The organism is Flavobacterium geliluteum, from assembly GCF_017948595.1.
GTDB lineage: Bacteria > Bacteroidota > Bacteroidia > Flavobacteriales > Flavobacteriaceae > Flavobacterium > Flavobacterium flavipigmentatum.
In genome coordinates this window covers 1-21,296 of sequence record NZ_JAGFBV010000013.1, presented here as the reverse complement: position 1 = coordinate 21,296, position 21,296 = coordinate 1, and the positions used below count along the sequence as shown (strand labels likewise).

General features: G+C 32.6%; 13 protein-coding genes. 8 read left to right on the top strand and 5 right to left on the bottom strand.

What is annotated here, in order from left to right:
• Positions 1 to 376: 376 nt before the first annotated feature.
• The 4 genes from J3495_RS09450 (at position 377) to J3495_RS09435 (ending at position 5,344) form a co-directional block, all read left to right on the top strand.
• Positions 377 to 1,123, top strand: coding sequence for a nucleotidyltransferase domain-containing protein (locus J3495_RS09450; RefSeq protein WP_210666309.1), 747 nt, complete (start codon positions 377 to 379; stop codon positions 1,121 to 1,123).
• 52 nt (positions 1,124 to 1,175) lie between these two features.
• Positions 1,176 to 2,162: an AAA family ATPase gene (locus J3495_RS09445; RefSeq protein WP_210666308.1), complete on the top strand. Its 987-nt coding sequence runs from the start codon at positions 1,176 to 1,178 to the stop codon at positions 2,160 to 2,162.
• Positions 2,152 to 4,596: a S8 family peptidase gene (locus J3495_RS09440; protein ID WP_210666307.1), complete on the top strand. Its 2,445-nt coding sequence runs from the start codon at positions 2,152 to 2,154 to the stop codon at positions 4,594 to 4,596. The genes J3495_RS09445 and J3495_RS09440 overlap by 11 nt, the downstream gene beginning before the upstream one ends.
• Before the next feature lie 118 nt (positions 4,597 to 4,714).
• Positions 4,715 to 5,344, top strand: coding sequence for a putative polyvalent protein kinase domain-containing protein (locus tag J3495_RS09435; protein ID WP_210666306.1), 630 nt, complete (start codon positions 4,715 to 4,717; stop codon positions 5,342 to 5,344).
• Positions 5,345 to 5,575: 231 nt separating this feature from the next.
• Here the strand turns inward: J3495_RS09435 and J3495_RS09430 are convergent, their stop codons facing one another.
• From J3495_RS09430 to J3495_RS09420, 3 genes are all read right to left on the bottom strand, one after another.
• Complete coding sequence (locus J3495_RS09430) at positions 5,576 to 6,370, bottom strand: sensor histidine kinase (RefSeq protein ID WP_210666305.1); 795 nt, start codon at positions 6,368 to 6,370, stop codon at positions 5,576 to 5,578.
• A gap of 639 nt (positions 6,371 to 7,009) precedes the next feature.
• A complete protein-coding gene (locus J3495_RS09425; protein ID WP_210666304.1) occupies positions 7,010 to 7,672 on the bottom strand; it encodes a hypothetical protein in 663 nt (220 codons plus the stop codon).
• Positions 7,673 to 7,678: 6 nt separating this feature from the next.
• A complete protein-coding gene (locus J3495_RS09420) occupies positions 7,679 to 8,308 on the bottom strand; it encodes a response regulator (RefSeq protein ID WP_210666303.1) in 630 nt (209 codons plus the stop codon).
• Positions 8,309 to 8,531: 223 nt separating this feature from the next.
• Between J3495_RS09420 and J3495_RS09415 the strand changes: the two genes are divergently transcribed.
• From J3495_RS09415 to J3495_RS09400, 4 genes are all read left to right on the top strand, one after another.
• Positions 8,532 to 9,806 carry a hypothetical protein gene (locus J3495_RS09415; RefSeq protein WP_210666302.1) on the top strand — a complete coding sequence of 425 codons (1,275 nt, stop codon included), beginning with the start codon at positions 8,532 to 8,534 and terminating at the stop codon, positions 9,804 to 9,806.
• Between the two features lie 102 nt (positions 9,807 to 9,908).
• Complete coding sequence (locus J3495_RS09410) at positions 9,909 to 11,867, top strand: hypothetical protein (RefSeq protein ID WP_210666301.1); 1,959 nt, start codon at positions 9,909 to 9,911, stop codon at positions 11,865 to 11,867.
• Positions 11,868 to 12,070: 203 nt separating this feature from the next.
• The gene (locus J3495_RS09405) at positions 12,071 to 12,505 is read left to right on the top strand and encodes a hypothetical protein (protein WP_210666300.1); all 435 of its coding nucleotides are present in this window, start codon (positions 12,071 to 12,073) and stop codon (positions 12,503 to 12,505) included.
• Between the two features lie 164 nt (positions 12,506 to 12,669).
• Complete coding sequence (locus J3495_RS09400; RefSeq protein WP_210666299.1) at positions 12,670 to 17,742, top strand: DUF4132 domain-containing protein; 5,073 nt, start codon at positions 12,670 to 12,672, stop codon at positions 17,740 to 17,742.
• Between the two features lie 97 nt (positions 17,743 to 17,839).
• On the opposite strand, the gene J3495_RS09395 is transcribed toward J3495_RS09400, so the two are convergent.
• Complete coding sequence (locus J3495_RS09395; protein ID WP_210666298.1) at positions 17,840 to 19,618, bottom strand: AMP-dependent synthetase/ligase; 1,779 nt, start codon at positions 19,616 to 19,618, stop codon at positions 17,840 to 17,842.
• 151 nt (positions 19,619 to 19,769) lie between these two features.
• A complete protein-coding gene (locus J3495_RS09390) occupies positions 19,770 to 20,222 on the bottom strand; it encodes a hypothetical protein (RefSeq protein WP_236025430.1) in 453 nt (150 codons plus the stop codon).
• Between the last annotated feature and the right edge of the window lie 1,074 nt (positions 20,223 to 21,296).

The following is a 21,296-nucleotide window of genomic DNA, read 5'->3' as shown; positions in this document are numbered from 1 at the left end:
GCAGTTTTTGGGTCTTTTGATCAAAGTTTTAGGTCCTGTACCCAAACGTTTAGGTCCTGTCATGAAGTTTTTAGGTTCCTAGGCTAAAGTTTTACCCTCTGAACCTAAAACTTTAGGTAGCAAGACCTAAACGTTTGGGTGCAATCGCTAAAATTTTGGGTTCCCGACCTAAACGTTTAGGTAAACAACCGAAACACTTCACCTTAGCACCTAAACGAAGGGGTGTAAAGCCTACTTCTCGATACAATACCAACAATAGGGGGCTGAACCCATAAAAGAACAAGTATTTTAGTGGTACAATACTGGTTTTTGGTTTTAAAACAGGTATTTGTACTGGGTTTAAAGGCTTTTTGTTTAATTATATTTGACAACCATCATGAAAGAAAAGATACTAGCAAAATTAAAAGAAATAGAAGAAAGCAAGAATGTCAAAATACTGTTAGCGGTAGAATCGGGAAGTCGTGCTTGGGGATTTGCCTCGCCAGACAGCGATTATGATATTCGTTTTATATACCAACACCCGCCAGAGTATTATTTGTCGCTTTGGGAGCAACCCGACGTAATCGAGTTTATGACGGCAGACGATCTTGACGGTTCTGGTTGGGACTTACGGAAAACCGTAAGATTGTTAGCAAAATCCAACGCACCTTTGATAGAGTGGTTGTTCTCGCCGGTGGTGTATTACCAAGACGAAACCTTTGTACAACAAATGCAGGACTTAGCCGTAGGATGTTTTTCGCCCATAGCGACGCTGCATCACTACTTAGGAACAACAAAGAATTTTATGGAGGTGTGCGAAATGCAAGAAGTAAAACTAAAAAGTTATTGCTACGCCTTACGTACCGCATTGGCAGGCAAGTGGATCATAGCAAACCATACGTTTCCACCTGTTGCTTTTGCCGATTTGTTGCCCATAGCGCCCTTGCCCGTACAAGCCAAAGTAAAAGAGTTACTGGCCATAAAAGCCACCAAAGACGAAAAATATTTGCACCCAAAAGAGGTCTTAATAACTAATTTTTTGTTAGAAACTGTAAAGTTTAATCAGGAACATGCAAGTGCTTTGGGAAGTGGGAAGAAGATGAATGAGGAGTTGGATATTTTTTTTAGGGAAATGATTATGTAAAGATTTATATTTTTAATAGAATTAGTTTATTTTTGTTCATAAAAAAAACATAATGGCAGCAGCAGACCAAATAAAATCCTTGATTAAGTCTTTTGGAGATGACGATGAAAGTCGTTTCTTTTCAATTGCTTTGCAAATTGCTGCTACCGAAGCAAAGCAAGGACATACAACATTTGCTCAAGAATTAAAAAAACTAATTGATGTAGCAAAAAAGGATAGGTCAGTAAGTGCTATCCATAACAAGGCTTTACCTTTAAATTTGCCAAAAAGAGAATTGCAAGAATTAATTGAGGTTTTTCAACCTAAAATTAATTTAAGTGATATGGTTTTGGATGAAAATATTAAAGAAACTCTTTATAAAGTTATTAAAGAACAAGAAAAATGGCAAATTTTAAAAGCTCATAATTTAGAACCTAAGCGTAAATTATTATTGACAGGAGCACCTGGAACAGGTAAAACGATGACCGCTCAAGCAATTGCTGGAGAATTGGGTATCACTGTTTTTATTATAAGATTAGATGGTTTAATGTCTAAATATTTGGGAGAATCAATAGCAAAACTAAGATTGATTTTCGATGCAATGAATGACCAAAGAGCTGTTTATCTTTTTGATGAATTCGATTCTATTGGTTCACATAGAAATCAAAATCAGGATATTGGAGAAATAAAGAGAGTATTAAATTCTTTCTTAATAAATATTGAGAAAGACCAAAGTAATAGTATAATAATTGCGGCAACAAATCTGCCAGAATCTCTTGATAAGGCATTATTTAGAAGATTTGATGAAATTATAGAATATCCATTACCTGATGAGAATCATATAGTTGAAATAATAAAGAAACATACAAAAGCATTTTCTTTTTCAACAAAAGTAGATTATAAAGTTTTATCCAAGCTTGCTTTAGGATTAAACTATTCTGAAATTGTTAGAATATGTAATGATACCATCAAAGAAATGATTTTGAATGATATGGATAAATTAGAATTAGCAACGTTGAAAAAATTATTAAAATCGAGAAATGTTGTAAATGAAAAATAAGGCACACATTAAATTTGAAGGTCATTTCAAAGAAAACATATACAAAACACCTAAAAGACTTATTTCTGATAAACCAGTAGCTAGAGAAAGGTCACACGGTAATTACCTTCTTAACAAAATTGAGGAAATAAAGAAAGTATTTGAAATTCAGGTGATTGAGAATTCTGACTTACTTATTGATGATTCTGTATATATTGAGTTTGTTTCAGAATGGGGTACTAAATTTGAATTTGACAAGTTTGATAAAGATGGTGTCAGGAAAAACAAAATTCTTTTCCAACTTTTAAAAATTGAGGAAGAAGAAAGAATTAGCGAAGAGAAAAAAGAATTTAGATATTCTTTGTTAGTTGTAGTTAATGAAAATGGAGTTTCTGAGTTCATAAAAAAAATTAAACAATTTCTAGATCCATCAAAAGATTCCGAAAAAGGGAATTTTAAAAATCAAGCATTATTAAACAATATTAAAAGTATTGAGATTGCTACTTTAAAATCGTTTTGGGTAGATGGATTACATTTTCCATTTCCAAACGAAAATGAAAATGTTTGGTGGGAGGTTTGGTTTCGAAAGTCAGATAATAGCATTGATAAATTAAATAGTGTTTATAATAATTTAGATATTTTAGGTTGTCAAATAGGACAATCACAAATAGAATTAGCAGAATATATTGTTAAATTAGTTAAAGCAACTTCAAAACAACTTTCAGATTCTTTATTGTTGCTGGATAACTTGGCTGAATTAAGAAAACCTCAAGAAATTGCAAATTTTATTGAATCTTATGAAGACAAAAGAGAATGGTTAAACGATTTGAAAGACAGGACAGAAAATAGTTTCAATGAAAATAGTGTGTTAATCTGCTTATTAGATACTGGTATAAATAATAAACATCCATTATTAGAAAACTTTGTTTTTGATGAAAATTTACATTCTCACAATGAATCTTGGGGTGTTCAAGATAATTATCCGAATGGTGGACATGGAACTGGTGTTGCAGGTTTAGCATTATATGGAGATTTAACTGACGCATTAAGTTCTTCTGAAAATATTAATATTTATCACGGTTTAGAGTCATTTAAAATATTTAATAATATTCAAGAAGACGAAAAATTTGATGGTCCCAAATTTGAAAATGCAGTTAGTATACCATTAATAAATAAACCAAATAATTTAAGGATTTATTGTTTAACTATTTTAAGAAATAATGTTTTTAACGGTAGACCATCTGCAAGTTCAGCTACTATTGATAAAATTTGTTTTGGAAAGGAATTAGGACAGCAATTATTTATTGTAAGTGGAGGAAATGTCGTAATAAATAAACACGATGATTACCCAGTTTTAAATGAATTACAAAGTATAAGTGATCCTGGACAAGCATACAACGCATTAACTGTTGGTACATACACAAGAAAAGATAAAATAGATATTTCAACAGGTTATAAACCATTGGTAGAAAATGGAGCAATGTCTCCAAGTAATTCAACTTCAATTCTATTTGATAATAGTTGGCCAAATAAGCCAGATATAGTCTTTGAAGGAGGAAATAGATCTACAGATGGAGTTTATACATCTGATCATTCAGAATTGAGGCTATTAACTACAGATTCCGATTTTGCTAATGATATGTTTATTTCTTTTGGAGATACTAGCGGAGCAGCAGCTTTAGCATCAAAAATGGCAGCGGAATTAAGAACTAATTACCCAAATTATTGGGTTGAAACTATAAGAGGTTTAATGGTTCATTCTGCTGATTGGACTAACGCAATGAAGAAAAATGCTCAAGTTAAAAGAAATTTATTACGAACAGTCGGTTATGGTGTTCCGAGTATTCAAAAAGCAATGTATAGTGTTGAGAATTCATTGACGCTTATAGCTGAAAGAGAAATACAACCTTATAAATACGAAAAATCTAGAGGGCAATATAAAGAATATCATTTGTTTAATCTTCCTTGGCCAATTGATGCTTTACAAAGTTTAGAAGAAAAATCAGTAAAACTAATTGTAACATTATCTTATTATATTGAGCCAAATCCAGGAAGTAGAAGACTTGCAACACATTATTCATATCATTCACATCAATTAGATTTTGATTTGATTAAAAGAAATGAGACTATTCCTGAATTTCAGATAAGAATTTCAAAACCTGAAGACGAAACAAAAGAAAATAAACCTAAAAGGAACGGTGCTGAATGGGAAATAGGATTTAATACTAGTTCAAAAGGTTCAATCCGAAAAGATTTTATTACAATGCCTGGTCGTGTTATGTCCGAAAGAAATACTTTGGCAGTTTTTCCTAAAAATGGTTGGTACAAGAATTTGAAAAGACAAAATAAATTTAATGAAAAAGTTCGTTATAGTTTAATTGTTAGTTTAGAGACCGAAGAAAATGAAATTGATTTATATACTCCAGTAATGAATCAATTGACTATTCCTTTGTAACAATATTACCATCCAAACCCTAAAACCCCAAACCCTAATCCTTTTCGAAGTTATTTCAAGAAGTATATCGCTCGTTAAATCCTAACATTAAAACCTTTATATTTGCATTATAAAATTCATGAAAAATGAACTACAAAATATCATTTCAGGAAAGAGCCAAGTTAGGCATGGAGATGCTATCCAAGAGGTCGCCGATTACCTTAGAAGAAGCAAGGGCTCAGGTTGCGAAGCTAAAGACAGCAAGCAAATCAAAAGAGAAGAAGCAGAGATCATAAAGCAATATTGTAACCAAAATAATTTTTGGAATACAAATATTAATATCAATTCTTTTGTTTCCAGTGGTGCTGAGCAAAAGGTGTATCTTCATCAGGATGAGTTTACCGTTTTTAAACTCAATGATTCCATTTATTATTTATCGTGGGAAGATTATTTTAATAACTTATTATTGAATAATTTCTTTTTTCCAGACACAGCTTACAAATTAGTTGGGTTTTATGAATCCGAAGAAGTTTTGTATGCCGTTGTTGAGCAGGATTTTATAAAATTTGATGAATTAACAGAATTAGACATTGTCAAAAAATTTCTAAATGAAAATGGCTTTGTGAACACAAGAAACAACGATTATTTTAATCCAGATTTAGGAATCATTCTGGAAGATTTACACGACGAAAACGTACTGACTCTTGAAGGTAATTTGTATTTTATCGACACCGTTTTCTACATTACAGAACAGTTCTACAAACCATGACCATCCAAAACCTAAAATCCCAAAATCTAATTCTTTTCGAAGTAGTTCTGCTTTGCCCGAAAAACCAGATGAGGCAAAAGCTATTCAGACCTTAATAAGTATTCGGGAAGAATTGTACCAATAAAAAAAGTGCCTTTTGAATGCTTAAAATATCCGTTGGTGTAAATAAGTTGATTATAAATTTTCTTTAATTATCTTAATTTTGATCGTATCAAATAAAAAATCTGAATATTAATACTCTAATGGACACACAAACAACAAAGAAGATCCTTTTTGAACAGGAACAATCTTAAAAGTTCCGTTTATACTCTCCATTCGTAGAGACATATTGGTTAAACCATTTCCTTTTTGAATACTATCTGATAATCCAATGCCGTCATCAGTTACAGTAATTTTAAAAGAAGTATCGGTTTTCTCAAATTGGATAAGGATGTTAGTTGCCTGACTGTGTTTGTACACATTATGAATGGCTTCTTTAACCACTAAAAAAAGGTTTCGTCTTGCTTTTACAGATAAATTGGTTTCTTTTTCAAGAACGTTCGAATCTAATTGTGTATTAATTGTGGTTTTGTCCAAAAAACGTTTAATATACAAACTGGTGTATTCTATAAAATTTCCAATAGTATCATTTTGAGAATTCAAACTCCAGAGAATTTCCCGCATGGCCAAATTCATATCTTCAGAAGTAGTGATAATCGCTTCTAAATCTTCGGAATAATTTTCCTTTGGCATTTTATATTTTAAAAACTCAGCCTGAAGTTTTATGGCCGAAATTCCCGCGCCTAAATCATCATGCATATCTTGTGAGATACGTTCTCTTTCTAACTGAATCGCTTTTTGCCGCTCTAGTTCTTTCTGCAGCAATTGATTTTTGAATTCGCTTTCCCGTATTTGATCTTCTTGCTGTTGAATCAATTGCTTTTTATTGTAAATAAACACCACCATTATTATGAAACATACAAAAATGAACATTACGATGATGGCAATGATGTAAGTCAGTTTTATTTCGTGTGGAAGCTGGCTCATTTATTTAGATTTTTTGCAAGGATTTCGTATTTCATCAAAGCTTTGAAAAATAAAAGATACATTATACTATTTATGATATATACCAATTCTCTCAATAAAATTAAAAAATCTTTATCTGTAGTATCAAAAAAATATCTCGGAATTACTCTAAAAATAAAGAAACAACTCCAAAGAAGTAAAGCGGTTGAAATCCAAAAATTAGGATCATCTGTAATTTTGTCTTTGGATGGGAAAGCTACTTTTTGATAAAACCATAGCATAGAATATAAGATATAAAAAATAGGTAAAGCAATGACTAATCTTGATACTAAGTCTTCTCCCAAAAAGCTAGGGAATACTAAAACATAAACTATGAGAATAACAGATAATATATTGACTTTTTTTCTTAGTTTTTTATGGCATTGTCTGGAATAATGAAACCAGAAAAATAGTATGCAGAATATACAATATACAGTATATTGAAAACTAAATTTAGAATCTTTATTTATTAAAAGAATGATCCACGAAAGTACTTCTACCAAAAAAGTAATAAGAAGGTATATGAACAAATAGTTTTGGCTGGAAAGACTGAACTTTCTAACCAAAACTATTGATTTTAGTAGTGTTATAAGTAATATTATTTCGTAAATACTATTCATATTAAGGCATTAGATTTCCTAAATCATAGGCATCACCTTCATCATATAAATCATTTTTTTTATTAAATAGTGCATGGACACAAAAAGATATTCTATTATTTCTTTTTATAAATTCTGCTGAAAGTCTAGAATCTATATTGGTGGGGCAGTACTGCCACATGTTAAATTTTAGGCCATTAATAGTAATATTAGGGTGTGAATTTTTGATTGTTTCAAAGTAAGTTTGAATGTCTTCCAAAGTGTAAAAAGTCAAAACATCTTTAATTTTATTAGTATAAGGAGATAATTTATCTGCTAAGCCATTCTCAAAATCATTTTTCATTTTTATAAAATTTTCATCTGGTATAGTCTCACCTAATAAGTTATATAATTTGTCCTCCTTCTCTTTAATAGTACATTGGTAGTTATCAGAGAAGCATATACCTATATTCAAAGAAGTATCTTTTTGAATGTAATAAAACTTACAATATTTTTTGTTTTGATTATCTTTAAGTAACTTTTTAAATATTTCCAGATCTATAAAAAAGCTTTTAGTTAATCCACTAATACCTTTTCCTAAATTTCTGTATCTCTCAACAAAAATATCTTCGATCTCTTTTTTAATTTTTTTTATAAAAAAGTCTTTTTGATCAATTCCTTTGTCTTGTAATTTTTCTAATTCCATGATTTCTTAGTTTTTGTGGTTAAATTTATTAATTGCTTCAATTTTGTTGCTTACCTGTAATTTTCTGTAAATGTTGCCAATGTGTTTTTTAATGGTGTCAATGGTGACACTTTTTTTATCGGCAATTTCTTTATACAGAAGTCCCTGCGCCAGTAATTCCAGCACTTCTTTTTCGGTTACAGTCAGTAATGCTAAACTTTGTACTTGTACTTTTGATTCCTGAAAATGCTGTAAAACACGCTTGGCAATAGCAAAACTCATGGGCGCTCCACCTTTGTGTGCTTCCAGAATCGCCTGAATGATTTTAGCCAAAGAATCACCTTTTACCAGATAACCACTCGCGCCGGCACGCAAGGCAGAAAAGATTTTTTCATCATTTTCAAAACTGGTACACATGACGAAAGTAGTGCTGGGCATTAACTCTGTTAGTTTAAAAACAATATCAATACCCGATAAATCCTGCAGTTGAATGTCCATTAAAACCACGTCTGGTTCGAGGGCTTCCAATTTTTGCAAAGCATTTTTACCATTAAAAAACTGAGCTACACATTCCATATCTTCTTGAAAGTCGATGATATTCTTCAGCGCCTGACTGTAATTTTTATCATCCTCTACTATAGCAACTCTTATATTCATGGTGTTATATTTTCATTACAAAGTTGAGTAATAAGCCCATTGAGCGCAATTACCCTTTTGGGTGATATTTAAAAATAAGCTTAATCCGGATATAAAATTAACATTCAATAAACTTACAAAAAAATATAAGAATGTAAGAAAATAAAATATCACCCAAACGGGTAATTGATTGATATGGAGTTCTGTAAATACATTTGGGACATCAACTAAAAACATAGAAATCATGAAAACGACATTAATTATTCTTTATTTATTCTTTGGAATTATTGGTTATAGCCAGGTAGCAACCAAAGTCATAGAAGTCGATTTAGGGAAGCCACACAAAAAAAGTATTACGATTTATACAGATTCATTATCTACCGCTTTAGATAGCAGTAAATGGCTTTCTGTAAGATCTAGAGATCTAGTCTCTATTAAATTAATAAATTGGAATCCTTTAAAGCACACTTATAAAATTGACACGAAAGAGCTTTCTTTTTTTAATGACAAAAAAAAGCTAGATAGTATTATTGAAGGAATAAAAGTACTAGTAAATAATGAAATTCCAGAACTAGTTCTTCTGAATGATTCTATAAAAAGAATTATCAAAGAAAACGAAAATGTGATTAAAAGTATAGATAGTTTAAACTTTCAAGTAGAAAATTTTTATGAAATTTTAAAGCAAAAAAGCAAGCTTGTTGAAGATGATTACAATGTTAAAAGGAAAGAATTTTTAGACAATTCAAAAATACAATTAGGCAAGATTTATAGTTTATTAAATGATTTACAAAATATTGAAGATAATAGTTCTAGTTACTCAGATACGCAAAAAAACTTACTTGAAACAAAAGAAAAATCTGAGAAAAGTATTGAATCAATTATACAAAAATTCTACACTATCAATTTAGATATTTATACTTTACCAATCGATATCCAAGGTAAAAACATCGATGTTTTAGAATTTAAATTGAGTCGTTTTAATAAAGAAACAAAAGAGGAAGACGCTAATTTCGCATCAACTCCTTATAATATATGGATTAAAGGAGGCTTAAAAATAGATGTTAGTGCCGGAATATTTTTCACATCACTTTATGATTCAGAATATGATAAAAGAGACGATCCGGCAACTTCAGGTAATAAAATCATCATGCTAAAAAATAGTGGAGATTATGACATGGCATTTGGTTCTACAATTAACACTTATATCCGAATGAATTCGTGGGTGGTTCCAACCCTTAATTTTGGTGCAGTAATAACTCAAAATCAGAAGCTACAAGTACTTCTGGGTCTTGGGGCTATATTAGGAAAGCAGGAACGTATTATTTTTTCGGCAGGTATTTCTATGGGAAAAGTTGATAGAATTGCAGATGGATATCAAGTTGGTAGCTCTTACAATTTGGGTGACTCCGGAACTATACCTACACAAAGCCAATTCAAATTTGGGAAATTTTTCGGAATAACGTACAATTTATCTAAAGTTAAGAAAATAAGTTTGGATAAAGGAATTGAAGAAAATTAGGTACTGCAAACGACCTTACAATTAAAAATACTGCTAAGCAGTTCGTTGTAAATAAGTTTTAAAAACAACTTAGACAATTTCTAATCATTAAAATCAATTTTTATGAAATACACTAAATACCTTTCGATATTGGTAGCTGCAATTGCATTTACAAGTTGCAAACCTCTAAAAACGGCTATAAATAATCAATTTCCTCCACTTTCTACAATTGATCAACAATACGCATCTATTGAAAGAAACCTTGTAGAAATATCGGACTTTGAACCACACGTAGGAATAAATATTGATAAAGACATTATCCTAAAATATTTACCTACAGAAATCAAAAATGAAGCAGAATCAATCGATGATGAAAACATTATAATTCAAAATATTGAACCAAAAGTATCTTTGGACAGGCAAGGTATTCTTATTGGAGCTGATTTTTCAATTCTTATTCCCAAAAATGATGTAGAAATTAAAATTTTAAATGAAAATGCAAAAATTAAAATTCCCAAAGAAAGCATAGAAATCAAAGGATATTTAAACGGTTTGACTGCAGTTTCTACTAAATCAGATTCCTTATATTTAAGAAGCGCAGTAAATTCATTAAAAGTAAAGAGCATAAAGTTTAGAAAAAAAACAAAATTACCAAAAGAAACTTTAGCAAAATTAATTTCTCCAATTCTTAAAAACTACATTGAAAATTTAAATGGGGCTTTTTTAAAAAAACCAACAGTAATCTATACTGGTTGGGGGGAGACTTACAAAGTGAGTCTCAAAAAAATGTTTAAAGACCCAAATACAGAAGTTATAGCTGACTCATTAAAAGCAACTCGATTTATTAAGAAATCTTGCATTCGTATAAAATCTGATGGCATTTCAGTAATGATTCAATTGATGAAAGATAAACCAACAATGGATACATTAACTACTCCGGCAATTACTGAGAAAACTAATTTAGAATTGAAAAAGATATTTAATACATTCAATGAAAAGTATGATAGTACATGGATAAGCATTTTTGAACCGATTGATACAAAACATTTAGCTGTTACAAATATTAGCAAATTAGAAATTTCAAATATTTTAAATGAGACGTTGTCTAAGCAAATAATTTTGAAACAAAATTTCATTATTCCTGAGGCGACATTCAATGAAAAATTAGAGGTAAAAAAAGCAGATATTGATTGTCAAAAAGTAAGAACTGATTTTAATTATCCTAATTTTAATGGAGACAGTTGTAATTGGGATTGTATGCATACAATAGGACCTCCTTGGGCACGAATTAGAGTGGAAGACCCTGTATGTGCTGCAACAAGACGAGCTTGTAGAATTAGAGTAGAAGCGGAAAGAGTCGCATGGCAAATTGCTCGTGAAACTGCTCGCATTGCGAATCAAGTAGAAAATGAAGCAAAAGTAGGTGCATGTAATATTTGGAGAGAAACGACTGGTCTTTTAGCTTTAGGGAGATTTAAAGGGGATGTGTCAGGAAGTGGAAAAGCAACGATTAATCTTAACTCTTTTAATTTTAATCCTGATCTTTCAGAAATCATCCTAAAATATTCAGGAGGAGTTGATGCAAAATTAAAAGCTAATTTGGAATTAAAACCAATTGATTTAGGGAATATCTTTTTTTGCTTTACCAACTACGATAAAAAGATTTCCAGTACTATAAATGTAGATATTCCAGAAGTTAACTCAAAAATATCGATAACTCCAAGACAAGAAGGAGAAGATTTATTTTTAAATATACAAGTAGACAAAGTTCGATATAATGCATCAATAAATCCTAGTCCATTACATAGTTTGCTTTTAGACCCAGAATTCCAATTAAAATGTCCTATAAGTAATTTATTAAACTTGGCTACAATAGGTATTGGTGCGGGCAAATTTTTAGATATGATTAAATTAGCACCCGAGCACGAGCTATTACTACTCGGAAAAGTAAGTGGCAGTTATGGTATTGATGCTATCGAAATACCATTTAAACCAATTAATTTCAAAATAAACGGAGAGGAAAAAAAATCTTTAATATTTTGGAAAAACAAATCATTACAATTTGCATATTTTAAATCTTGAAATTTAATCAAAATCCACGAAGAATTATACCAATAAAAACCCAAACCCCGCAAATACCAATTGGCGGGGTATTTTTTTGAAATAAAAAACTACTTTTATTTTCAACTTGTCAACGTAATTTTTTAACATTAAAATAAGTTATCGCAGTATAATCGTATTTTTTAATTTATTATTTTACAAGTTCAATTAAAAGCCGGTAAAAAATGAATATCAACATATCCGTCAAGCAGTTAGGGAAAAAGCATCCTGTACTTCAGGAAAAAAGCATCAGTTTAGATACTTCCGATTCGGTTGTTTCTGTTCGTACTTTCTTAGAATTAATTGTAAAACATCAGGTCGAGCTATTTCATGCTTCTTCATTTGAATGGGAAGATGAAGATACAATTCATCTTCCAAAAGAAAATTACCTTCCCATTTTAACCGATACCGGAAAAGTAGGTTTTGGAGCCGTTTACAACCATAACAAAGTAGATATTGCCAAAGCACAGGAAAATGCCATTGTCGCTTTTGAAGATGGTTTATACGCTCTTTTTCAAGGAGATGACCAACTCGAATCTTTAAACGAGGAAATCGATTTATCCCAAAACAAATCCATCACTTTTATCAGGCTGACTTTTTTGGCGGGAAGTTATTGGTAATCTAATTGTAAAATGCTTTTTGTAAAATGTGAAAAGCAAGAAGATAAGAGTCAGATAAATAATAATTCAATGATTAGTTTTGATTCTGTTGCATATCATATTTTAAAAAACAGACACCCGCATTTCACACACATCATTTCACATCTCACAAATAAAATAAAATTATGACGATAGAAGATCTTCTGAAAAACAAGGTAATTGAAAATCCAATTAAGAGATTTAAAAAGGAACTGGAAGAAATTGTAAACAGCAATTTGGTTTCGAAATTATTATTAAAAACAAAGCTTACAAAAGAAGTAGCCGAGTTTGGTCTGCAACTTTTAAAGCTAAAAGACAATTATTACAACACCTATATATCTTTGGGTTCTAAAGAATGCACCGAATTCGAAAAATGGGTAAAAGAAGATTTGTGGGAAAATAAAAAATACTACGATCTTTTGGTTTACTTTTTTGGTGAACAAAATGCTGTTTATGTAAAAGAAGCCTGGAACCGACTGCCTCAAAAAATGTATCAGAGCGGTTATGCGCGACGTTCGTTCAGGGCGCCAAACAATAAAAAATACTTGCTTGTCAATCAGGTTAATTTTTTGCGTTCGCTGCTTACTGGTCCAAATATTTATAATTACCACGACAGCAATAGCGTGTATTATGATTTAGATATTGAGGAACAAATTCGTTTTGATACTGAAGTTTCAAGTTCTACGAATCAGTTCATGCTTTGGTCGGCGGCTATAGATTTGAATAAAGAAAATCTGTTTCAGTTATTTGAAGATATTATTTTCAATAAAGACCCCAGAGGAAAAGTGTCGCGAAACATTATCAAAGCACTTTTAAACAGCGAGAAAAAAGAAAGTTGGGAACTGGTCGAAAAACTTTTGTTGGCTGCACAGCGTCAGGAAGGTTTACGACAAACGGTTCTGGAAGCGCTGGACGAAACCAGTATTGGCGCTTTGCAATATATGATAAAGGTGATTATCGATAATAAATTAACCCGTTTTTCATCTGTCGTGCGCAGCATTGATACTTGGACAGGTTTGGGCTGGGATTCTGAAAAAGAAACTACGGTTCGAAACATCATCAATCTGGCGTATGGATATTTCTCCAATCCCGAAACGATTCCGGCGGGAATTCAGAGTAAAAACAACAACGAAGTTTATATGGCGCTTTGGGTTCAGGGTGTTTTTGATGTCGAAAAAACCGTTCCGTATCTGCAGCTTTTATTAGAGAAAGGTTCGATCGAAAAGAAATCGCTGGCCTTGAAATTTGGAGGAGAAACCAACGATCCTTATATCGAAATGCCGTTGTATTTTAAAGCGCTAGACGATGAAAATCTTCAGGTTTTGGCATTTGCGCTTCCGAGATTAAATGCCTTGCTTGAGGCCAATGCCAAATCGAGATATTATGCTGAAAATGCAGATTATCCTAATTTCTTCAATAAAGTTTACAATCTCACACAGACAATAACCGAAAAAGAAAAGACTTTTGAGGGGAAGGTGTTTTCGTGGCTGAATGCTAAGTTTGAGAAAGATGCATTGTATTCTGCAGCTATAAATTTAATTGGTGATAACAGCGAAAGATTAGAAATTATTCTAAATCATTTTGAAGGTTTTGCCATCAGCCTAAGAGAAAAACTAACCCGACAAATTTTGGGTGATTATTATTGTTATTCTTTTTACAACTTTAAAAGCAATGGCGAAAAAGGCAAAAAAGAACCAACCGATTTTCAACGAAATTTTGCGCTTCGCATCTTAAAAGACAGGGGAGAATCTTTGGTAGCTTCGGCAATAAATACTTTGAATAATTTGAGTTTAACTGAAGAGGAACTGGATATTTTTCAGGAATTATACAAACGTAAAAACTCTAATTTAAAGAAAAACTTAACCGCAATTTTATTAAAACAAGAAGATCAAAAAATAACTTCTTTTGTAGAAAATACGTTAGAAAAAGGTGATTTAGAGCAGCGCATGTCCGTTTTAGATTTGATGTTGCAATTGCAAAAAAATGCTAAACTTACCGATAAAGTAAATGACTGGGTTGCGGTATATTCTGCTCGACCGAAAATCACCGAAAAAGAAACCAAATTTATCGAGCAGTTAGAGCCTTCAAAAAAGAAAAATATTCTAAGCGCAGAAAACGGATTTGGTTTCTATACTCCAAATGAAGTTTCGCCTTATGCACTGCCAAAACCGAAAGCAGATTCTTTATATGTAAAATCGATTAAAGAACATCAATACGGTTTCTCCAAATCGATGTCTCATATACAATCGGAGATTTCTAAATTGTATAAATTATACGAAGAAAACAAAAATTACGAATACGAAATCGAAAACTACGACAATAGTAAATCGACTGTTTTACTGTCCAATAGTTTTAGGCCTGTAAAAAATCTAAAAGACAACAAAGATTCTGAAATCGCAGCGACAAATTATCCTTTATATGAAGTTTGGTCGGGCTGGTTTGAGCATTCGGGATTAACTGAAAAGGATTTGTTTTTAATGACGCTGATAAGCAATTGCGACCGAAAAATTTGGCGTGATTTTCTGGAAAAACATGTTTTTTATTTTAAAGAATTACTGCCGCATCAAAACAAAAGAGGTTACGATTGGGACAATGCTATTTTACAAATTTTAAATGCTTTACAGCTTAAATATTCCTTTAAAGAAAAAGTAGATTTTTTAATCGACGCCTGCAGTACCTTATATGCAGATCTTCCAAAATCTGTTTTAGAGTTTGAATACAAACCATCAAAAGACGAATACTATTATAATTCAGATAACGGAAATGGTTGGCAGAATCAAGGCTTTTTTGATATTTATCTGAATACAATCAGTTTCCATGATTTGTCAGAAGAACAAAATAATAAGATTTGGAACCTACACAGATGGCGACAATTAAACGGATTAGAAAGAAATATTCCTTACACTAAACCAACAATTTATTTGTATTGCGTGGCTTTTGAGCAAAATTTAATTACCGAAGGTGAATTGTACGAAGGTATTTTAGAAAGTGAAAGAATCTCTGTTTTAACCAGCGAAACCAAACATTACAGACATTTTGGAAGTGAAGATTTAATAAAAAGATTTCCATTTTTGGTTCCGATGATGGCTAAAATCCGCGAAACCTTTTTGGATATTGAAGTCAAAAGAGGCGATTCGAATACATCGGTTACACATTTGGTTCAGAGTTTCCAGAAGATTTTCGGCATCAATCGTTTGGTAGAAATGCTCACAGCACTCGGAAAATCAAGTTTATATAAAGGCTATATTTATTCGTGGAGCTACACCGAATTAACGAAGCAGAAACTGTTTAGTTATTTGTTAAAAAGATGTTATCCGCTGGATTCAGACACGCAGGAAGTTTTTAACGAGGCCATTAAAAAAGCCAAAATCTCTGAAGAAAGATTAATTCAGGCCGCAATTTATGCACCGCAATGGCAGAAGTTTATTAGCAATTATTTAAACTGGAAAGGTCTTGATGAAGGAATTTGGTGGTTTCATGCGCATACGAAAACAGCAAGTTACAGTGCCGAAAATTCGGAACTAGAAAGTGAAATGGCGAAGTTTTCATCTATCGATCTTCAGGATTTTAAAGATGGAGCGGTTGATAAAAACTGGTTCGTATCGGCTTACAAACAATTAGGCAAAGCCAAATGGGAAATGCTGTACGAATCGGCAAAATATGTAACCGACGGAAACGGACACCGACGTGCGCGCTTGTATGCAGACACGATTACGGGTGATTTAAAAATAAGGGAAGTAATAGCCAAAGTAAAAGACAAACGCGATCAGGATTATTTACGAGTTTACGGATTGGTTCCTTTAAGCAAAGCGAGTCCGGAAAAAGATATTTTGGCGCGCTATGAATATTTGCAACAGTTTAAAAAAGAAAGCAAAGAATTTGGTTCGATGAAACAGGCGAGTGAAGCTTTGGCAATTCGTGTGGCGTTAGAAAATTTAGCTAGAAATGCAGGTTATCCAGATCCCGTTCGTTTGACCTGGGCGATGGAAACGAAACAAATTCAGAATATTTTATCAAAAGAAACTGAAGTTGTTTTAGATGATATAAAAGTAAATCTGGTGATTAATAAAGAAGGAAAAGCAGACCTGGTTACTTTTAAAGCAGATAAAGAGCTAAAAGCGATTCCGCCAAAATATAAAAAAGACAAAGGAATCCTGGAATTGACCAATTACAGAAAAACGATGCGCGAACAATGGACACGTTCGAGAAAAGGACTGGAAGAAAGTATGATTCGTGGGGACGAATTTTTATATGCCGAAATGCAGCATCTTTTTGAGCACCCAATTATTTCGAAACATTTAGAAAAATTAGTTTTCATTACCAATGATGATAAAATTGGTTTTTATATTGATGGAAATCTGGTTACGGCTTTAGGCGAAGTTAATTCAATAAATGAAAATCAGACTTTTAGAATTGCGCATTGTTATGATCTGCATAAAAATAATGTCTGGACAGATTTTCAAAGCTATTGTTTCGATAACAAATTACAGCAGCCGTTTAAGCAGGTTTTCAGAGAATTATATGTTCCAACTCCAGACGAATTAAAAGAGAAATCAATTTCAAGACGTTATGCCGGACATCAGGTACAGCCCAACCAAACTTTGGCTTTACTAAAAACCAGAGGATGGAAAGTTGATTATGAGGAAGGACTGCAGAAAGTTTTCCATAAAGAAGGCTATCAGGTAAAAATGTACGCGCTAGCCGACTGGTTCTCGCCCGCAGATGTCGAAAGTCCTACTTTAGAAACGATTGAGTTTCATTCGCTAAAAGGTTATAAAAACATTGCATTTGAAGACATAAACCCGAGAATTTTCTCAGAAGTAATGCGAGATATTGATTTGGTAGTAAGTGTTGCTCATGTTGGAGGCGTTGATCCAGAAGTGAGCCATTCTTCTATCGAAATGAGAGGTGTTTTATTGAGAGAAACATTGCGCTTGTTTAAAATCAAAAATGTCGAGATCAAAGAAAATCATGCCATTGTCAAGGGAAAAATGGGCGAGTACAGTATTCATTTAGGAAGTGCAGTAGTGCATCAAATTCCAGGAAAATATTTATCGGTACTGCCAATTCACTCGCAGCACAGAGGCCGTTTGTTTCTTCCATTTGCAGATGATGACCCGAAATCGGCTGAGGTAATGTCTAAAGTTTTATTGTTTGCAAAAGATGATGAAATTCAGGATCCAACTATTTTAAGTCAGATTGATAAAACGTATGTTTAATAAATAGTTGATTTTAAAACGGAATTTTAAAATAGAAATAAAAAATAAAAAAGGCCTTCTCAGAAAGAAGGCCTTTGGTGGTTATATACTATTTTGATTAATTATGATCGTAGATTTTGGCGTAAAGATCTTTGTAGATTTCTTTGATAATCTTACGTTTTAGTTTAAGAGTAGGAGTGAGCTGGCCACCGTCTATAGACCAAACATCTGGAGTGAGCTCAAAACGTTTTATTTTTTCCCAGTTTCCAAACTTCTCATTTATAGTTTCTACTTCGCTGTCAATACGTTTTATTACTTCAGGATTTGCAGCAATTTCTGCGTTGGTACTTCCTAAAGCTATCTTATGAATCTTCGCCCATTCTTTTACAAACTCAAAATTAGGCTGAATAAAAGCTGCTGGCATTTTTTCGCCGTCACCAATTACCATAATTTGCTCAATAAAGCGAGATTGTTTCATTGCGTTTTCGATCAACTGAGGCGCAATGTATTTTCCGCCAGAAGTCTTAAACATTTCTTTTTTACGGTCGGTAATTTTCAGGAAGCCTTCGCTGTCTATTTCGCCAATATCTCCCGTATGAAAATAACCTCCTTGCATAGCTTCGGCTGTTTTTTCGGTATCTTTATAATAGCCCATCATTACGTTAGGGCCTTTGCAAAGGATTTCGCCATCTTCGGCAATTTTTACTTCTACGTTGCGAATCACTTTTCCTACGGTTCCAATTTTAAAACCTTTGTTTCGAATATCGTTTACAGCAATTACGGGAGAAGTTTCAGATAAACCGTAACCCTCCATTACCGGAATTTCGGCAGCAGCAAAAACTCTCGCCAAACGAGGCTGTAAAGCAGCACTTCCGGAAACCATCAAATCAAGATTGCCTCCCAAACCTTCTTTCCATTTACTGAAAATAAGTTTTCTCGCAATCTTCAACTGAAATTCATACCAAGCACCATTGGTGCCGTATGGCTCATATCGCAAACCTAAATCAATAGCCCAGAAAAATAGTTTTTTCTTGATACCTGACAATTCTCCGCCTTTTGCGTAAATTTTATCGTAAACTTTTTCAAGAAGTCGCGGTACTGCGGTAATCACAGTTGGTCGAACTTCTTTTAAGTTATCACTGATTTTTTCAATAGATTCTCCAAAATAAACCGACACACCATAATATTGATAGAGGTACAAAATCATTCTTTCAAAAATATGACAGATAGGTAAGAAGCTTAACGCAGTGCTTTTGCCCGCATCAAACGGAATCCTTGGTGCACTGTCCAATACATTCGAAACAATATTTCGGTGCGAAAGCATCACACCTTTTGGTCTGCCCGTTGTTCCAGACGTATAAATGATAGTAGCCAAATCATCAGCGGTAATACTGTCTTTTCGGGCTTCTACTTCGCTTTGATTACTGGCGTCTTCGCCAAGAGTCAGTAATTCAGACCAGTGTTTACAGCCTTCGATTTTATTAAAAGAATATACTTCTTTCAGACTCGGCACGTTGGCTTTAATCAAATTTACTTTGCGAAGCACTTCCTCATCCGAAACAAAGCAGTACATGCTGCCACTATGGTTTAATATGTATTCGTAATCTTCCTCAGAAATCGTTGGGTATATAGGTACATTTTGAGCACCAGTTTGTAGAATACCAATATCCATGATGTTCCATTCGGAACGATTGTTCGAAGTGATCAACGCTATTTTGTCGTCTTTCTGAACGCCCATGCGCAATAATGCTCTCGAAACAGCATTTGCTTTTGCAATATATTCTTGGCTGGAAGTCTTTTCCCAGACACCGTTTTGTTTGGTGGCTAAGGCAACTTCTGTATTGTAGTTTTCTTGTTGATAGTAAGGAAAATCAAAAAGGCGTGTGATTGAAACCATTGTATGATATATTGAATTTTATCGCAAATTAAATAAAAATTAAGTATAATATTTAATTTTGTGAAATTAAATGCGGAATTTTTTGCCTACAATTAAAATCTAACGAAAACGTTTTCTTTTTTGTAGTAATTTTTCGAATAAATGTTTCCGATTATTTAGATTTCGGTTTTGGCAAATCATTATAATCAACATACTCTTTAACGCGTTCGCCCATGATAAACATTTTTCTCTTATTAAAATGTATAGAGAACTGCGTTGTAGTCCAGTTTTCCTCATCCGAAGGCTTGTACCAAAAGGAGTACGAAGCACTATTAAACCCTTCTTTAAAAATAGGAATCCCTTCTTCAGAGCATTCAATCCCCCAATTAATATTTTTTTTAGTAAGATCTTCAGACTGATAAATACCCGTTCCATCAGGATTCAGTTGTATGATAGGTTCCTTTTGGTCACCAACCGTAAAAATACCGTCAACAGGATAGCCAATAGTAGTAGTAATAAAGTGCTCATGATTTTTATACGTAATCGGAGTAATCTTGATCTGAGCATGAGACTGCGTAGCACCAAGGCAAAGTGCAATAAATAATAAAGGTAAAGTTTTCATCATAGTAGGGTTTTTAAGAGTTCCTGCAGATTCTAAAAAGTGGGTCTTTTTAGATATCGCAGGTATTTTGTTTCCAAAAGCAAATCTAAATAATTAGATTTAATATAAAGGTCATAATAAACAAGAAGATTATACAAATTTTCAAAAGAGCGTTTCCCGGCAGATTTCGCCTTTAAAAGCAGAAAGTGACACCTATATATAATGTATTTTTTGAGTAGCTATTTCCTGCTCTTCGTTTCAATCTTTTGTGCCGAACCCCGTCACAAAAGGATTTCCACTTCTATCAGGGCTAGGGGTTGTTGTTTTCATAGGAAGAGATGTAGTTAATACTATATAAGAACAAAGCATCATGCTATTATTAAAGTCTTATACTATATATTACATACAAACGAAAAGATATCGCCTTTGCATTCACGATTAAAACGTTTTAAAAGGTTTAAATATGGTGTTAAGGAGAAAAAAGTGTTGTTTAGGTGTAGTTTCGAATTGGTTAAAAAAGGGTTTGTAAAGCTAGGAAGTGTACAAAAGCGGGAGTCTAAGCGAAGAGATGAATAAAGAATCTTCAATCGTACGATGACAATTCTTACAAATGCTAAAAAGGTATAAAAGCTAAGTTTGGTGTTATCAGAAAGTTAAGAAAAAGTTTTAATAAAGGATTAAAATATGTGGTAAAAAGTCTTGTAAATGTAAATAAAGGTGTTACTTTTGCACCCGCAACAGCGATAGACGTTCACTGAGATACTGACAAGTTAAGATAATCAAAACGAAAAAATATTTTCAAAAAAAGATTGTAAAAAGCTTGTGAGATTTGAAAACAGATGTTACATTTGCACCCCGCAAAACACGGAAAGTTCATTGATAGATTGGTAAGGTTGAGAAGTAAAAAAGGAAAAGAAATTTTTTTAAAAAAATCTTCAAAAACATTTGCCAGTTAGAAATAAGTTTTCTACTTTTGCACCCGCTTTGAGAAACAACGAAAAGCGAAAAGAATAAAGAAATACACGTTCGTAGACATATTGAATTGACAGCCGTTTTAACAGAGATGTTAGAACAAAAGAATAAGAGTAATGGAATCGA